The following is a 13,896-nucleotide window of genomic DNA, read 5'->3' as shown; positions in this document are numbered from 1 at the left end:
CACGTGGTCGTTACTGGGCGGCGCTGGCTCTCGCGTAGGCGTCGGCGCCGCTGAAGACGTTCTGGCCGTACTCGACCGAGTTGTTGTAGTCGAGCACCGCTGCCCACCAGCCTTGGCCTGTGCCCAGGTCCCGGGTTCCGGCTCCGCAGAGGTAGTTGGCGGCGGTCAGGGCCGCGTCGTCGATGTTCTGCGGGTCCGCCGGCTGGCCGTCGCCTGACGCCCGTTTCGCCCAGCGGGCCCAGGTGACCGGGATGAACTGCATGGGGCCCACGGCCCGGTCCCAGGTCGTGTCGCCGTCCAGGCGACCGCCGTCGGTGTCCGGGATCGCCCTCACGCCAGGGCCGCCGTCGAGGGGGATGCCGATGATCGGACGCGAGGGGAGGCCGTTTTCCTGGAGTTTCGCGCCGTTGATGTTGCCGTGGTGCGACTCGATGCGGCCGATGCCCGCCAGGGTCGCCCAGGAGATTCGGCACGCCGGGGCTTCTTGTTGCATCACCAGGTCCGCGTTCGCGTAGGCGCGGAGGGCCCTGGCCGGGATGTCGGTCTTTTCGGCGACCCTGGTCGCCCACTCCGCCAGGGGGTTCTGGTCCTGGCCCGCGCCTGGCGAGGAGGCGTTGCCCGGGGCCGCTTCGCCCGGGGTGACGTCCTGCAGCGGCACCAGGAACGGGGGTGGGCCCAGGGGAGCCGCTTCCCTGCGGTTCAGGGCGCCCAGGCCCCAGGCTCCCGCGGCCACCACGACGATCAGCAGCAGCACCAGGACGATGCGGCCGAAGACGTTGCCGAGGCGGGCGCGGGGCGCTGTGGGTCTGGTCGAGGGCGGCGGTACCACGGGACCCAGGCTACGTGCTTGCTCCAAGTGGACGGGTGGTTCGGGTGAAAGTGCCGGTCAGGGGCGGTTTGGCGTTACTGGGCCTGCGTCGTCATGACGCGGACGCCGTGCTGGGCGGTCTGGGTGGTGATGTCCGGGAAGACGATGCGCTGGGAGCACTGGCGGCCGTTGCCCGCCGGGACGCCGCTGCACTGGCGGACGTCGGCCGGGTTCGTCGAGATGGCGGTCAGGGTGCCGCGGGCCATCAGTTGGTCGCCGGGGTGCGCTGAGAAGACCGGGCCGCCGCTGTCGCCGTTGCCGCCCGCGCTGTAGCCGCCTCGGTGGAGTGCCTCCACCAGGTTGTAGACGCACTCGGTGGGGGTGAAGCAGACGGTCATGCCCGTGGTGACGGCCTGGATCTCGCAGATCGTGCCGGAGAAGGCGCCGGAGGTGCACAGCCAGTCGCCGGGGAGGGTGGTGGTGGCGCCGATGACGTCCAGGCCGTACTGGTTGGCCGTGGGCTGGGTCAGCTCGGTCTGGACGGAGTCGCCGATCCACACCTTCGGCTGGGCGCCGGTGACGTGGATGATGGCGCTGTCAGACGGGACCGAACGGCTTTCGACGTAGCCGACGGGGTCTTCGCTGCCGGTGCTGTAGCCGCTGCCGAGGTCGCCGCAGTGGGCCGCGGTCAGGAGCTTGGGGGCGTTGGTGGCGTTGCTGATCATGGCGAAGCCGGTCGTGCAGGCGCCCTGGGGCTGGCCGGTCACGTAGTTCTCGACGTAGGCGCCGCCCTTGAACGGGGCGGTGTCGGACAGGCGGGACGCGGCCAGTTCCCAGCCGCCGGACTGCGTCTGCACGGCGACGGTGCTTTGTGCGGTGGTCCTCGCTGCCCCGCTCTTGCCGGTGACGGTGAGGCCGCTGCCGTCGTGCTTCGCGGCTACTGCTTGGAACGCGCCGGTCTTGACCAGGCGGGTGGCCTCGGCGTCCAGCTCTGCTTTCGAGTACTTCGCCTGGTGGACCTTGACGGTCAGGCCCTGTGCCTTGGCGGCGGTGGCGGCCGCGTCCACGGTGGCGGGGGCCTTGCCCTTCCAGTGGACGTTGAGGGTCTTGGTGCCAGCGTCGACGTGGAAGCCGCTGAAGCCGCCGGACTTCTCGATCTTGTCGGCGATTCGGTGGAGGTCGTTCTGCGTTTCCATCAGGGCGATGACGCCGGCCGGGATCGGGTTGTTCTGCTGTGCGAGCGCTGGTGTCGCGGGCACTAACAGTGCCGCCGTGACGGTGGCCAGCGCGGTGAGTCTCTTCTTCACGGTTCCCCCAGGAGTCCGTTGGTGTGCGGGGTCTCGCGGGCCCGGGTCCTCTGTGGACTCGGGCCCGCCCGTCGTCGTGGTGTCAGGAAACGATCTTGACGTGGACGTTGTGGTCGGCCAGCTGGCGCATGATGTCCGGGAACACGATGCGTCGTGAGCACTGGCGGCCGTTCTGCGCCGGCACGCCGCTGCACTGGCGCAGGTCTTCGGGGTGGGTCGAGATGGCGGTCAGGGTGCCGCGGGCCACCAGCTTGTCGCCGGGGTGGGCGGAGAAGACCGGGCCGCCGCTGTCGCCGTTGCCGCCCGCGCTGTAGCCGCCCTGGTGCACGGCCTCGACGGAGTTCTCCACGCAGCCGAACCCGGACAGGCAGACGGACAGGCCGGTCTGCACGGCGCGGATCTCGCAGATCGTGCCGGAGTACGAACCCGAGTCGCACAGCCAGTCACCGGCGTAGGTCGCGGACGAGCCGATCACGTCGAGGCCGTACTGGAAGGCCGACGGCTGGGTGATCTCGCTCTGGATCGACTCGCCGATCCACAGGCGCGGCTGGCCGCTGGCGGGGAGGACCTCGCTGTCCGAGGAGATCGAGCGGCTCTGGACCGCGCCGATGATGCTGCCGGAGCCGGTCGTGAAGTAGCTGCCGACGTTGCCGCAGTGCGCCGCGGTGAGGAGCTTGTCGGCGCCCGTGGCGTTGTCGGTCACGGCGAAACCGGAGGTGCAGGCGCCCTGCACGATGCCGTTGGCGTAGTTCTCGATGTACCCGCCGCCCTTGTACGGGGCGGCGTCGAAGAGGCGGGTCGCGGCGAGCTCGAAGCCGCCCGCCTGCACCTCGACGGCGACGGAGCTCTGCACCGCGGCCCTCGCCGCGACCTCCGTGCCGGACTGCTTGACGGCGAGGCCGCTGCCGTCGTACTTGGCGGCGACGCTGTGCACCGAACCGGACTTGACCAGGCGCGCGGCCTCGGCCTTCAGCTCGGCCTCGGAGTACTTGGCGGAGTGGACCTTCACGGTGAGGCCCTGCGCCTTGGCGACGGCCGCGGCGGCGTTGAGCTTGGCCGGAGCCTTGCCCTTCCAGTAGACGTTGAGCGTCTTGCTGCCCGCGTCCACGTAGAAACCGCTGAAGCCGTTGTCTCTCTCCACCCGTTGGGCGATCTTGTGGAGCTTGTCCTGGGTCGCCATCAGCGCCTTGACCTCAGGCGTGAGGGCGGACGGACCGGAGTCGGCCTGTGCGAGCGCCGGCGAGGCCATCACCAGCGACGCCGTCGTGGCGGTGATGGCCGCCAGGACCGAAAGCCTGATCTTCTTCACTGCGGGAACCCCTCTGTCGCGGCGGTGAAGGCACACCGAAACGAGGGCAGCTCACGCCGCGCTTCACGGTTGGATCCCCCCAGATCCGGCGCCCGTCAGAACGCTCGTCGCGTCCCCCCGGTGGCCTCACAGAGAACTTAGTCGCTCACGCACCGTTGAACAGGCGTCCATTCGGGTCAACGTGCGGACAGTCCACAGTGGACCTCAGTGGCGGTCCCGCTCGACGGCCATGCGGGCGCGGACCTCGCCGAGGGCCTCCTGGTACTCCGGCGACGGGTTCATCGCGACGGCCATCCGCAGCTGGGCCAGCGCCTCCGGCAGCCGGGCGAGCCGCTGCAGCGTCCTGCCGAGCGCGAACCGCGCGTAGTGGTCGCTCGGGTCGAGGTCGAGCACCTTCCGGAACGCCTGCTCAGCCCGGTTCAGCTGCGCGGACCCGAGGTACGCCCGGCCGGCGAGCAGCTGCACGGAGGGTGCGTCCCCCGCCTCGTCCAGCACCGGCCTCAGCTCGCGCAGGGCGTCGAGGGGGCGGCGCTGGGCGAGCAACGCCTCCGCCTTCCTGAACGCCTCGAAGGTGCCGTCCGTCATTGGATCAACGGTACCCACCGGTCCGGGGTTCTTCGACTGCCGTCCGGGCGACAGAACTCGAAGGAGTGGACGAAAGCGGCGAACCGGAGTCCTGTTCGGACGCGGGCCGTACGGCGGATCACCAGCCGAGAACCGCGGCGTACGAGTCCCGCACCACGTCCAGGCACCACTGCGGGTCGGGAAGATCGCGGGTCTGGTGTGACAGCTGCGACTGCCAGTTCAAGCTCGTGGGCAACGAGGTGAACTCGTACCGCTGGACCGACACGCCTGTCGCGTCGTGGACCAGGTCCGCGGCGTCTTCGGTCAGCGCGCCGAGCCGAGCCAGCCGTGCGAGGTCGTAGAGATCCCTGGCGGCATGTCTGTCGGACCACGCGAGGGTCTTCATGGCGGCGAACGCGCACAGCGTCGGGACCCTGAGCTCGACCTCTGACGGCAGGTCCGAGTACCTCATCTCGATTTTCGCGACCTCGTACGGCCACCGGGCCCAGTCTTCGTGGTCCAGCAGTTGCATCCGGACCATGAGACCTGTCCCGGTGACGAGCACGCCGGGTTCGACCACGGACCGCGTGACCAGCAGGGAAGGGTCCCAAGAGGTTCCCGGGAACTCGCGTCGGAGCAGTCGTGGAAGCCTCGCGTCGAGCGTGGTGGCGACCGCGAGACGGCCGGCTGTCCACAGGTCGATGTCCTCCGACAAGCGACCTCCGTCCGCCGGGTCCGCGAGGTGTGTTCTCGCCAGCGCGGTCCCGCCGACGAAGAGCACGTCCGGCGTGGTCTCGGCGAGGTGCGCCAGGACGTGGCTGATCAGGTGGTCTCGCCGGACCTGGTCTTCCGCGACGCCGAACGAGTCGGCGACCGCCATGAGTTCGTCTTGGTCAAGCATCCGCGGCCTTCTTCAGTCGTGCCAGTGCACCTGGCCTGTGCTGGTCGCGGGCGAGTTCCTCGACGACCGTCCACTGGATCTTGCGTGCCAGGGCTCTGAGGACGGATTCGGCATCGGACGGTCCGATGCCGCCGAGTTCGGGCCGTGCCGCCACGTCGAGAGCCGTCTGTTCCGCAGTGGTCATCCACCCCGTCGTGAGCTCCGTTTCGACGCTTTCGAGATCCAGGCGCCGCACGTCGCGCTTCACGAAAACGACCTGGCCGACAGCGGTGTCCAGGACCGGCCGTTGTCTCGGCACCGCCACGACCGCGGTGCCGATGGCGCGGGGGAGGGCGCCGAGTCTGCGTGCGGCGCTGACGCTCATGAGAGCCACCGCGTCCCGGCCGTAGTCGGCCTGGGCGATGCCGAGGGCGGCCGCCGCGAGATCGGGTCGCCATCGCGAGTCGCCGAGTCGTTCCAGCGGGGCGAGCGCGTAGTAGCCGGGGCGGAGGCGGCTGAGCACCGCTTGGTCGAGAAGTCGCCCGAACTCTGCGCGGGGATGGGCGTACACGTCCGCCGCGTCCCTGGGGCGGAGCACCTTGTTCTGTCTCCTGGCGAGCTCGGTGGGGATCGTGACCCGGTCACTCATATGACCTCCGTAGGCTCTGAGCCTACGTTCATAATACTCGTTTCGAGGTGGAGTGCCCGGGAAGCCGGGCATCGGCGCGGGCGTTGTCCTGATGCATGAGCCTGCGCTTCTCGCTGATGGGTCCGGTACGAGCCTGGCGCGACGACGACGAGATCGACCTGGGGCCGCGCCGGCAGCGGGCCGTGCTGGCGGCGTTGCTGCTGAACAACGGTGTCCGGCTGAGCAACGAGCAGCTGGCCGGCATGGTGTGGGACGTCCCGGCGCCGGGGGCGGTGACGGCGTTGCGGACGTACATGTACAAGATCCGCAAGGTGCTGCCGGAGCTGGATCTCCGGTCCAGGGACGGCGGTTACACGGTGCGCGGAGCCGAGCTGGTCGACGACTGCTGCGGCGAGCCCTTGGAGGGGCTCCAAGGGGCCTACTTCGAGGCGCACCGGGTCCGGCTCGCCGAGCAGCGGCTGCGGGTGCGGGAGGAGTGGCTCGAACGGGAGCTGGACGTCCTGGAGCTGCAGAAGCACGTCGCGGCGCATCCGTTGCGGGAACGGCCGCGGGCGTTGCTGATGTCGGCTCTGTACCGGGACGGCAGGCAGGCGGAGGCGCTGGACCACTTCCACCGGGCACGTGCCCTGCTGAACGAGGAGCTGGGGCTCGAACCAGGGCCCGAGCTGCGCGAGGTGCACGCGCGGATCCTCCGGGGTGACCTCGACCTGCCGCGCAGGCCGGAGCAGCTCCCGCCGGACGTCGCCGACTTCACCGGGCGTGCGCAGGAGATCGCGCGGGCGCTCGCGGTGCTGCCGGGCACGGTCGGCATCGCCGGGATGCACGGCAGCGGCAAGACCGCCCTGGCCGTCCGGATCGGGCACCTCGTGAAGGACCGGTTCCCGGACGGGCAGGTCTTCGTGCGCGGGAACGACGTCGCGCACGAGCTGCTGCGGGCGGTCGGCGTCGAGAACCCGGTGGGGGACAAGGCCGCGCTGTGGCGGCAGAAGGCGCGCGGCAAGCGCATCCTGGTCATCGTCGACGACCTGCGCGACCCGGCTTCGATCAGGGACCTGCACGTGCCGGGCCCCGCCATGATCATCACGAGCGTGCGCAGGTGGAACGAGCTGCCCGGCGTGACCTGGTCGACGATCGCGGGGCTCGCTCCCGCCGAGGCCGGCGCGCTGTTCCGCGGGATCGTCCCGGTCGGTCCTGACGACGAGGAGGCGGTGGCGCACGTCCTCGCGCGGGTCTCGCACCTGCCCGTGCCGGTCCGCGTCCTCGGCGGCAAGCTCGCCGCCCGGCCGCGGTGGACCGCCTCGATGCTGCTGCGGCAGATGCACCGGGAGAGCGTCCTGGGCGAGGCGATCCCGTCCGACTGCAAGGCGGTGCTGGCGCCGATGATCAAGGCCGACGCCCGGCTCACCGAGGACGAACGGCACCTGCTCGCGTGCTTCGCCCGCAAGGGCGCCGACGTGATCGACCTGTGCGAGGCCGTGGAGCTGTCCGGTGGCGAGATCGGGACGGTCGAGGTGCTGCTGGAGTCGCTCGCGGACGTCCACCTGATCGAGCCGCTGGAGCTGGGCCGGTACCGGATCCCGCGGTACGTGCAGCTGTTCTACGGGCTGCGCACACTGGCTCCCACCAGCTGATTCATCCGGATTTCACGGGCCGACCACGCGGCGGCGGCAGCGTGGACGGCATGTCGACCAGCACTCTCGCGAACCAGAAGGCACTCGTCACAGGAGCCACCTCGGGCATCGGCCGCGCCATCGCGGTCAGGCTCGCCGAGGAGGGCGCCACCGTGCACGTCACCGGCCGCCGCGCCGACCTCGGCAAGGAGACGGTCCGGCTCATCGAACAGGCGGGAGGCACCGGCCACTTCACCGTCGCGGACATCGGCGACCTAGGCGACGTCCGCGCGCTGGCCGAGGAGGTCGGCGAGGTCGACGTCCTCGTCAACAACGCGGGCATCTTCCCGTTCTCGCCGACCCCCGAGCAGTCCGAGGAGACCTACCGGCAGGTCTTCGACGTCAACGTGCGGGGCGCCTACTTCCTCACGGCCGCGCTCGTCCCGGGGATGCTCGCCAGGGGCAGAGGCGCGATCGTCAACGTCTCGTCGATCGGCGCGGACGTCGGCAACCCGACCACCAGCGTCTACAGCGCCTCCAAGGCCGCGCTCGACGCCCTGACCCGGTCGTGGGCCGTGGAGTTCGGCGCACGGGGTGTGCGCGTCAACTCCGTCGCGCCCGGCCCGATCCGCACCGAGACCGCCGTCACGCAGGCGGGCGAGGTGTTCGAGAAGATCAGCGAGACCGTCCCGCTGAACCGCGTGGGCGAGCCGGAGGAGATCGCGGACGTCGTGCTGTTCCTGGCGTCCGGCCGGTCGAGCTACGTCAACGGCGTCGTGCTCGCGGCCGACGGCGGCTACCTCGCGGGCTGACCCAGCAGCAGGCCGACCGACGACGGCGACTCGACGTGCGCGTTGTGCCCGACGCCGGGGAACACCACCGGCTCGGGCACCAGCTCCTCCAGGTGCTCGCGCGGGCACATCGGGTCGTTCTCGCCCGCGGCCAGCACGACCTCCGCCTTCGCCGCCATGACCAGGCCCGGCAGGTCGGGCCGCCCGACGCCGAACGCCCGCACGTCCAGCGACGGCGCCCAGCCGCCGTCCACCTCGGACACGCCGTGCCGCACCGGCACGCCCGCCATCCTGGACGCCCGCTCGGCGGCCTCCTCCTCGGTGGCGAGGACCTTCGCGGGACGGGCCGCGAGCGAGGCGGCCTTCGCCAGCTCCTCGTCGGTCCACCGCACCTTGATCCCGACACCGACGCACCGCGTCACGTCCACGCCGAACCACCCGCTGGCGAGCGTCAGCGCGACGACCCCGCCGAGCGAGTGCCCCACGACCGTGACCGGCTCACGCGGGACGACCTCCGCCACGGCCGCCGCGAGCGAGCCGAACGAGTAGCGGTCGATCCGGCCGCTGCGCCCGTGACCGGGCAGATCCGGCACGAGCCAGCTCCCGTGCCAGTCGCGGACGACGTCCTCCCACACCTCGCCGGTCGCGCCCAGCCCGTGCAGCAGCACCAGCAACGGCCCGTTCCCGCCCCGTTCGACATGAAGCACGCCAGAATCCGTTCCATGAGGACCGATGCCGAGCTGATCGTCGACCCGGACACGTATACATCGCACGTCCCGCACGACGCACTCACCCGGCTGCGCGAAAACGACGTCGTGCGCATCGGTGACTTCTGGGCGGTCTTCCGGCACGCCGAGGTGCGGACGGTGCTGCGCTCACCCGGCGTCTTCTCGTCCCACCGGGGCGCCACCCAGATCCGCGACCCGCAGCCGGTGGACCTCGCCTACGTGCAGCGCATGATGCTCAACCAGGACCCGCCCGAGCACACCCGGTTGCGCCGCATGTTGACGCAGGCGTTCACGCCGCGAGCCGTGGCGAGGCTGGAGGACGGCATCCCCGCCAACGCCCGCCGGATCGTCGCGAACCTGTCCGGCGACTTCGCCGCCGACGTGGCCGACCTGCCGTTGCTCACGCTGGCCGACGTCTTCGGCGTGCCGAGGCAGGACCGTGCGCTGCTCTACGACTGGAGCAACCGCGTGATCGGCTTCGAGGACGCGGAGTACGCGCTGTCGTCCAGTTCGACGGACGGCATGACCGACATGGCCCTCGAAGCGCTGGAGCTGCGTCCCGACGACGGCCGCGACCCGCGCGCACGGGACGGAATGCCCGACCTCTACGCCTACGCGCACGCGTTGGGCTCGTACAAGCGCGAGCACCCGTCGGACGACGTGCTGAGCAACCTCATGCGGGAGGACATCTCGCTGGAGGAGTTCGAGAACCTGTTCTGGCTGTTCTCGGTGGCGGGCAACGAGACGCTGCGCAACGGCATCCCCGGCGGCATGATCGCGCTGCTGGAGCACCCCGACCAGTACGCGCGGCTGCGCGCGGACCGGTCGCTGCTGCCCACCGCCGTCGAGGAGATGCTGCGGTGGTGGACGCCCGTCATGCACTTCCGCCGCACGGCCGTGCAGGACACGACGTTGTCCGGCGTCCCGATCGCGGCGGGGGAGAAGGTCGTCGTGTGGTTCTCGTCGGCCAACCGCGACGAGCGCGTCTACACCGACCCGCACCGGTTCGACGTCGGCCGCAGGGAGGCCGACCACCTGAGCTTCGGGCACGGGCCGCACTTCTGCCTCGGCGCGCACCTGGCCCGCACGCAGCTGAGGGCGGTCTTCGAGGCCGTGCTCGACCTGCCGGGGGTGCTGGAACCGGACGGCGAGGTCGTGCGCCTGCGGTCGAACTTCCAGAACGGCGTGAAGCACCTGCCGGTCCGCCTCGCCTGAGCCCGCGTCGAGGAGGGGCCTGGGCAGCGGCCGGGTCGTCTGGCACGATTCAGACGACCGGCACCGGTGCTCCACCGTGATCCGCAACCGATCCGGAGGTGTCGAGCCCGCCCGGTCACCTGGGACAAGTAGGCTCGTCACGACGACGAGACGCAGCAGAAACAGGGAGCGCAAGTGGCGGTCATCGAGCAGGTCGGAGCACGCGAGATCCTTGACTCTCGCGGCAACCCCACCGTCGAGGTCGAGGTGGCGCTGGACGACGGCACGCTGGAGCGCGCGGCCGTTCCGTCGGGTGCGTCCACCGGTGAGCACGAGGCGGTGGAGCTGCGCGACGGCGACGCCAAGCGGTACCTGGGCAAGGGCGTCGAGCGCGCGGTCACCGCGGTGCTGGACGAGATCGGCCCGGAGCTGGTCGGCATCGAGGCCGTCGAGCAGCGCGTCGTCGACCAGAAGCTCGTCGACCTCGACGGCACCCCCGACAAGGGCCGCCTGGGCGCGAACGCCATCCTCGGCGTCAGCCTCGCGGTGGCGAAGGCCGCGGCGACCAGCTCGGGCCTGGAGCTCTTCCGGTACGTCGGCGGCCCGAACGCGCACGTGCTGCCCGTGCCGATGCTGAACATCCTCAACGGTGGCGCGCACGCCGACACCGACGTGGACATCCAGGAGTTCATGGTCGCGCCGATCGGCGCCGAGACCTTCCGCGAGGGCCTGCGCTGGGGCACCGAGGTCTACCACTCGCTCAAGTCCGTGCTGAAGAGCAAGGGCCTCGCGACCGGCCTGGGCGACGAGGGCGGGTTCGCGCCGTCGCTGTCGAGCAACCGCGACGCGCTCGACCTCATCCTGGAGGCCATCGAGAAGGCGGGCTACCGCCCCGGCCGTGACGTCGCGCTCGCGCTCGACGTGGCCGCGACCGAGTTCTTCGGCGACGGCGCCTACACGTTCGAGAAGTCGAAGCGGTCCGCCGAGCAGATGATCGGCTACTACGCCGAGCTGGTCCGCGACTACCCGCTCGTGTCCATCGAGGACCCGCTGTCCGAGGACGACTGGGACGGCTGGGTGCAGATGACCGCCGAGCTGGGCGAGAAGGTCCAGATCGTCGGCGACGACCTGTTCGTCACCAACCCGGAGCGCCTGGAGGAGGGCATCTCCCGCCGCGCCGCCAACGCGCTGCTGGTGAAGGTCAACCAGATCGGCACGCTGTCCGAGACGCTCGACGCGGTCTCGCTGGCCACCTCCTACGGCTACAAGTCGATGATGTCGCACCGCTCGGGCGAGACCGAGGACACGACCATCGCCGACCTGGCCGTCGCGACCGGCGCCGGCCAGATCAAGACCGGTGCCCCCGCCCGCGGCGAGCGCACCGCGAAGTACAACCAGCTCCTGCGCATCGAGGAGAGCCTCGGTGACGCGGCGCGCTACGCGGGTGAGCTCGCGTTCCCGCGCTACACGCCGGAGGGCTGAGTCGTGGCCGAGCGCGCGCGTCGTCCTCGCCGCCCCCGTACCGAACGGGAGGCGCGGCCCGCGCGCGCTCGCAAGCCACCGCGTCCCAAGGCGCCGTCCCGCAAGGGCGACGGCACGGGTGGCGCGTTCGGCATGACCGGGACGCGGCGGGCCGCGATGTTCGCGATGGTGCTGTGCGCACTGGCGCTGAGCATCGCGGTCCCGCTGCGGACCTACCTCTCACAACGCGACGAGCTGCGCGACGTGGGAGCCGAGCAGCAGAAGCTGCGCGAGACCGTCGCCGCGCTGGAACAGCGCAAGGCGCAGCTGCAGGACCCCGGCTACGTGGAGATCGAGGCGCGCAAGCGGCTGCACTGGGTGCGGCCCGGCGAGACGCCCTACATCGTGCAGCTGCCGGGCGACGAGGCTCGCAACACCGAATCGGAGAGGCCGTCCGGCAAGCCCGCGGCCCAGGGATCGTGGTACGAGGAACTGTGGGAATCGGTGACGCACAAGTAAGTGCTGAGGACCTGGAAACGGTCACGCAGCAGCTCGGCCGCACGCCGCGCGGGACCCGTGCGATCGCCTCGCGGTGCCCCAGCGGGCACCCGAACGTCGTGCAGACGGACCCGCGGCTGCCCGACGGGACGCCGTTCCCGACGCTGTACTACCTGACCTGCCCGAAGCTGAACTCGCTGGTCAGCACGCTGGAGAGCGGCGGGCTGATGAAGGAGCAGACCGAGCGCCTGGCCACTGACGAGGAGCTGGCCGCCGCCTACCTGCGCGCCCACGAGTCCTACCTCGCCGAACGCGACGCCATCGAGTCTCTCGGCACTCAGGTCACCGCGGGCGGCATGCCGGGCAGGGTCAAGTGCCTCCACGTGCACGTCGCCCATGCCCTCGCGAAGGGCCCCGGGGTCAACCCCATGGGAGACGAAGCCCTGGCACTCTTGAAGGCGCAGGAGTTGTGGCCCGCAGGCGACTGCGCCGAGACGGCGGCCGGTTAACGGTCAAAGCAACCGAACGCACGCTTCACCCCGTCTTGGGTACACCTGGTCCCCTGTAGTGGGGCAGGGTGGAACGGGTCGGCACGTGGGGTGTCCGCCGTAACGCGAGACGGCGCGCCGCGATGACGCACGAGAGGTGAGAATTCGTGGCTATGGCCAAACTGCGCGGCCCCGCGGTGATGTCCCCGAAGAAAAAGGGGTTCGCCGTCGCCGCGCTGGCTGCGATGCTCGCGCCGTCGCTGGTCGTCGGCACGAAGCTGGTCGACTGGGTCAACCTCTCGAAGCACAACGACATCGCTGTCACACTCGGCCCCGCCGACGTCTTCGGCGCCCTGGTCAGAGACCCGGCGGAGCTCGGTGCGGCCGGCCGCCTGCCGCTGTCGGAGGAGCTGAGCGCGGCCCTGCTCGCCGACCTCGAGGACGGCGACCTCGACCTCGACACCGAACCCGGCGTGATCGACGACTTCCCCGGCGACTACGGCATCCCCGGCGTCGTGCTGGAGGCGTACCTGCGCGCCGAGGACAAGATGGCCGAGCTCGTCCCCGGCTGCAACCTCGACTGGGCCCTGCTCGCGGGCATCGGCAAGGTCGAGTCGAACCACGCGAACAACGGCCGCGTGAACGCCGTCGGCGACGCCACCCCCAAGATCCTCGGCCCGGTCCTCAACGGCGCCCCCGGCATGGCCGCCATCCGCGACACCGACGGAGGCCGCCTCGACGGCGACACCGCCTGGGACCGCGCGGTCGGCCCGATGCAGTTCATCCCGGGCACCTGGGCGAGCTTCGGCGCCGACGGCAACGAGGACGGCGCCGTCAACCCGAACAACGTCTACGACGCCGCCCTGGGCGCGGGCCGCTACCTGTGCGCGGGCGGCGGCGACCTGACCAAGCAGAACGACCGCGCCGCGGCCGTCTTCCGCTACAACCGTTCGACGTCGTACGTCCAGACGGTCCTGAACTGGGCCCGGCAGTACACGGACAACGTCAACGCGCTGCCATTACTCCCGCTGCTCCCGGACAACGGCAACAACCAGCAGAACCCCACCCCGGGCAACCCCGGCACCCAGCCCGGCAACCCCGACCCCGGCACCCCGTCGACCACGTCGAACCCGTCCTCGACGACCACCACCACGACGACGCCGTCCACGCCGAACTGCCCGACGCCGACGACGACCACCACCACTTCCACCACCACGTCGACGACGACCTCCACGTCCTCGACGCCGCCGTCGTCGACCACCCCGTCGTCCGAGTGCCCGACGACCACCACGCCGCCTTCGTCGTCCACGACCACGACGACCACTTCGTCGGTGCCGCCGCAGACCGAGCCCTCGACCACGCCCCGCTCCGAGACGACCTCCCTGACGTCGTCGCAGTCCTCCGCCCCGGCCCAGTCGTCCGCTCCGGCCCAGTCATCGGCCCAGTCGTCGAGCGCCGCGAGCAGCGTCCGCGAGGAGAGCAGCGCCCCGCAGACTTCCCAGAGCCTGGTAACGACCACGCCCAGCTAGCCCGGCGTGTCGCGTTGGAGCGGCTCCAACCCGTACTTCGTTCGGGCCTATTCGGCCCAAAACGTTGGGGTGATGGGGAG

General features: G+C 70.8%; 14 protein-coding genes. 7 read left to right on the top strand and 7 right to left on the bottom strand.

The genetic code is table 11. The features are described from left to right. Window positions 1–10: 10 nt before the first annotated feature. The 6 genes from BLT23_RS26700 to BLT23_RS26675 form a co-directional block, all read right to left on the bottom strand. Entirely contained in the window at window positions 11–829 is an 819-nt protein-coding gene (locus tag BLT23_RS26700; protein WP_090053568.1) for a lysozyme family protein, read from the bottom strand. Window positions 830–903: 74 nt separating this feature from the next. Continuing rightward, window positions 904–2,115: a chymotrypsin family serine protease gene (locus BLT23_RS26695; protein WP_090053565.1), complete on the bottom strand. Its 1,212-nt coding sequence runs from the start codon at window positions 2,113–2,115 to the stop codon at window positions 904–906. A gap of 82 nt (window positions 2,116–2,197) precedes the next feature. After that, the gene (locus BLT23_RS26690; RefSeq protein WP_090053563.1) at window positions 2,198–3,424 is read right to left on the bottom strand and encodes a chymotrypsin family serine protease; all 1,227 of its coding nucleotides are present in this window, start codon (window positions 3,422–3,424) and stop codon (window positions 2,198–2,200) included. Window positions 3,425–3,628: 204 nt separating this feature from the next. Continuing rightward, window positions 3,629–4,009, bottom strand: a complete 381-nt coding sequence (locus BLT23_RS26685) for a tetratricopeptide repeat protein (RefSeq protein WP_090053561.1) — start codon at window positions 4,007–4,009, stop codon at window positions 3,629–3,631. A gap of 118 nt (window positions 4,010–4,127) precedes the next feature. After that, window positions 4,128–4,889, bottom strand: a complete 762-nt coding sequence (locus tag BLT23_RS26680) for a nucleotidyl transferase AbiEii/AbiGii toxin family protein (RefSeq protein WP_090053557.1) — start codon at window positions 4,887–4,889, stop codon at window positions 4,128–4,130. After that, window positions 4,882–5,517 carry a type IV toxin-antitoxin system AbiEi family antitoxin gene (locus BLT23_RS26675; protein WP_245744186.1) on the bottom strand — a complete coding sequence of 212 codons (636 nt, stop codon included), beginning with the start codon at window positions 5,515–5,517 and terminating at the stop codon, window positions 4,882–4,884. Before BLT23_RS26675 ends, BLT23_RS26680 begins: the two co-directional genes overlap by 8 nt. Window positions 5,518–5,612: 95 nt before the next feature. Here BLT23_RS26675 and BLT23_RS26670 point away from each other — a divergent pair, with 95 nt between their 5' ends. Beyond that, complete coding sequence (locus BLT23_RS26670) at window positions 5,613–7,148, top strand: AfsR/SARP family transcriptional regulator (RefSeq protein ID WP_090053554.1); 1,536 nt, start codon at window positions 5,613–5,615, stop codon at window positions 7,146–7,148. A gap of 50 nt (window positions 7,149–7,198) precedes the next feature. After that, on the top strand, window positions 7,199–7,939 hold the full coding sequence (locus BLT23_RS26665) for an SDR family NAD(P)-dependent oxidoreductase (protein ID WP_090053861.1): 741 nt from the start codon (window positions 7,199–7,201) through the stop codon (window positions 7,937–7,939). On the opposite strand, the gene BLT23_RS26660 is transcribed toward BLT23_RS26665, so the two are convergent. Further along, window positions 7,924–8,625 carry an alpha/beta fold hydrolase gene (locus tag BLT23_RS26660; protein ID WP_090053551.1) on the bottom strand — a complete coding sequence of 234 codons (702 nt, stop codon included), beginning with the start codon at window positions 8,623–8,625 and terminating at the stop codon, window positions 7,924–7,926. The genes BLT23_RS26665 and BLT23_RS26660 overlap by 16 nt on opposite strands. Before the next feature lie 15 nt (window positions 8,626–8,640). Between BLT23_RS26660 and BLT23_RS26655 the strand changes: the two genes are divergently transcribed. From BLT23_RS26655 to BLT23_RS26635, 5 genes are all read left to right on the top strand, one after another. Then, a complete protein-coding gene (locus BLT23_RS26655) occupies window positions 8,641–9,861 on the top strand; it encodes a cytochrome P450 (RefSeq protein WP_090053546.1) in 1,221 nt (406 codons plus the stop codon). Between the two features lie 174 nt (window positions 9,862–10,035). Continuing rightward, complete coding sequence (gene eno, locus BLT23_RS26650) at window positions 10,036–11,322, top strand: phosphopyruvate hydratase (protein ID WP_090053542.1); 1,287 nt, start codon at window positions 10,036–10,038, stop codon at window positions 11,320–11,322. A 3-nt stretch (window positions 11,323–11,325) separates the two neighbouring features. Further along, a complete protein-coding gene (locus tag BLT23_RS26645) occupies window positions 11,326–11,820 on the top strand; it encodes an FtsB family cell division protein (protein ID WP_245744184.1) in 495 nt (164 codons plus the stop codon). Beyond that, window positions 11,796–12,308 (top strand): DUF501 domain-containing protein, encoded by a 513-nt coding sequence (locus tag BLT23_RS26640; RefSeq protein WP_090053536.1) that lies wholly within the window; start codon window positions 11,796–11,798, stop codon window positions 12,306–12,308. The genes BLT23_RS26645 and BLT23_RS26640 overlap by 25 nt, the downstream gene beginning before the upstream one ends. Window positions 12,309–12,460: 152 nt before the next feature. After that, entirely contained in the window at window positions 12,461–13,816 is a 1,356-nt protein-coding gene (locus BLT23_RS26635) for a lytic transglycosylase domain-containing protein (RefSeq protein ID WP_090053532.1), read from the top strand. Window positions 13,817–13,896 lie beyond the last annotated feature (80 nt).

It is taken from the genome of Lentzea fradiae (assembly GCF_900100955.1).
Lineage (GTDB): Bacteria > Actinomycetota > Actinomycetes > Mycobacteriales > Pseudonocardiaceae > Lentzea > Lentzea fradiae.
The sequence above is the reverse complement of the archived record's forward strand: the minus strand, read 5'-3'. Positions and strand labels throughout refer to the sequence as shown.

Coding starts and splice junctions, on each gene's coding strand:
- BLT23_RS26675 (WP_245744186.1), bottom strand. CDS start 5,517: ATGAGTGACCGGGTCACGATCCCCACCGAGCTCGCCAGGAGACAGAAC.
- BLT23_RS26655 (WP_090053546.1), top strand. CDS start 8,641: ATGAGGACCGATGCCGAGCTGATCGTCGACCCGGACACGTATACATCG.
- BLT23_RS26665 (WP_090053861.1), top strand. CDS start 7,199: ATGTCGACCAGCACTCTCGCGAACCAGAAGGCACTCGTCACAGGAGCC.
- BLT23_RS26680 (WP_090053557.1), bottom strand. CDS start 4,889: ATGCTTGACCAAGACGAACTCATGGCGGTCGCCGACTCGTTCGGCGTC.
- BLT23_RS26685 (WP_090053561.1), bottom strand. CDS start 4,009: ATGACGGACGGCACCTTCGAGGCGTTCAGGAAGGCGGAGGCGTTGCTC.
- BLT23_RS26670 (WP_090053554.1), top strand. CDS start 5,613: ATGAGCCTGCGCTTCTCGCTGATGGGTCCGGTACGAGCCTGGCGCGAC.
- BLT23_RS26635 (WP_090053532.1), top strand. CDS start 12,461: ATGGCCAAACTGCGCGGCCCCGCGGTGATGTCCCCGAAGAAAAAGGGG.